This window comes from Salinisphaera orenii subsp. halophila YIM 95161 (assembly GCF_003732545.1).
In the GTDB taxonomy this organism is placed as follows: domain Bacteria; phylum Pseudomonadota; class Gammaproteobacteria; order Nevskiales; family Salinisphaeraceae; genus Salinisphaera; species Salinisphaera orenii_A.
Window position 1 is genome coordinate 1 of sequence record NZ_AYKF01000029.1, and the last position, 994, is coordinate 994.

Annotated in this window: 1 protein-coding gene; it reads right to left on the reverse strand. The window is 48.8% G+C overall.

Translation table 11 applies throughout. The annotated features are described in order from the left end of the window. Nucleotides 1–60: 60 nt before the first annotated feature. Nucleotides 61–882: a 3-methyl-2-oxobutanoate hydroxymethyltransferase gene (gene panB, locus SAHL_RS02600; RefSeq protein ID WP_123589855.1), complete on the reverse strand. Its 822-nt coding sequence runs from the start codon at nt 880–882 to the stop codon at nt 61–63. Nucleotides 883–994: the final 112 nt, after the last annotated feature.

Genomic DNA, 994 nt, shown 5'->3' on the forward strand with positions numbered 1-994 from the left:
TTGGCTTTGCGGCGTGCCGGAGCGCAGCGTAGGCACGTCCGGCAACAGCCATTTGTTATGTCACTTTTTTAGACCAAAACAATGCTCGTCTGAAGGGAAAGTTCCAGCTCTTACCTCTTTTTCGAACTCTGCAAATACCTCTTTGATCTGGGCACTGAGGTCTACATATTTTTTGGCGAATTTCGGGGTGTAATCTGAGAACAAACCAAGGATGTCCTCAGTCACTAATACTTGTCCATCACACTCAGGAGAAGCGCCAATGCCGATGGTGGGGATGGCAATGGTTTCAGTAACCTTCCTTGCGGCTTTCTCAAAAACACCTTCAATCAATACCGAGAATGCACCTGCTGATTCAAAGGCCTGTGCCTCTTTAACCAACAACGCAACAGCATCGTCATCTCGCCCCTGAGCCTTGAAGCCTCCAAGAGCATTTGCATGCTGCGGACGAAGGCCTATGTGGGGCATGACAGGAATTCCCCGACTGATCAGGAACTCCGCCGTTTCAACAAGCTCCAAGCCTCCCTCGACTTTCACTGCCTGAGCACCGGTTTCTGTCAATATGCGTGCTGCGTTGCGATACGCCAGCTCTTTACTTTCTTGATATGAGCCAAAGGGCATGTCAATGACAACACAAGCCCGCTCGGTACCACGAACAACTGCTGCACCGTGGGCAATCATCATATCCAGTGTTACAGGTAAGGTAGAATCAAACCCGTATGCAACCATACCCGTTGAATCACCAACAATGATGAGATCTACATACGGATCCATAAAGCCCGCCATTGGCTTGGTGTAAGCCGTCAGAGAGACAATGCTGCCTTTCCCTTTCATTTTCCGAATCTTAGCAGTAGTAATTTTCTGATTTGACGTATGCGTGCTCATGCTATCTCCTTTTATGATGCTCGATGCTCACTCAGTGAACATAACGAACATAGCTAAGCGAGACAGGAACAGACGCTGGCTGAGGCACGCCCACAGCTTATAGTCGTAATTC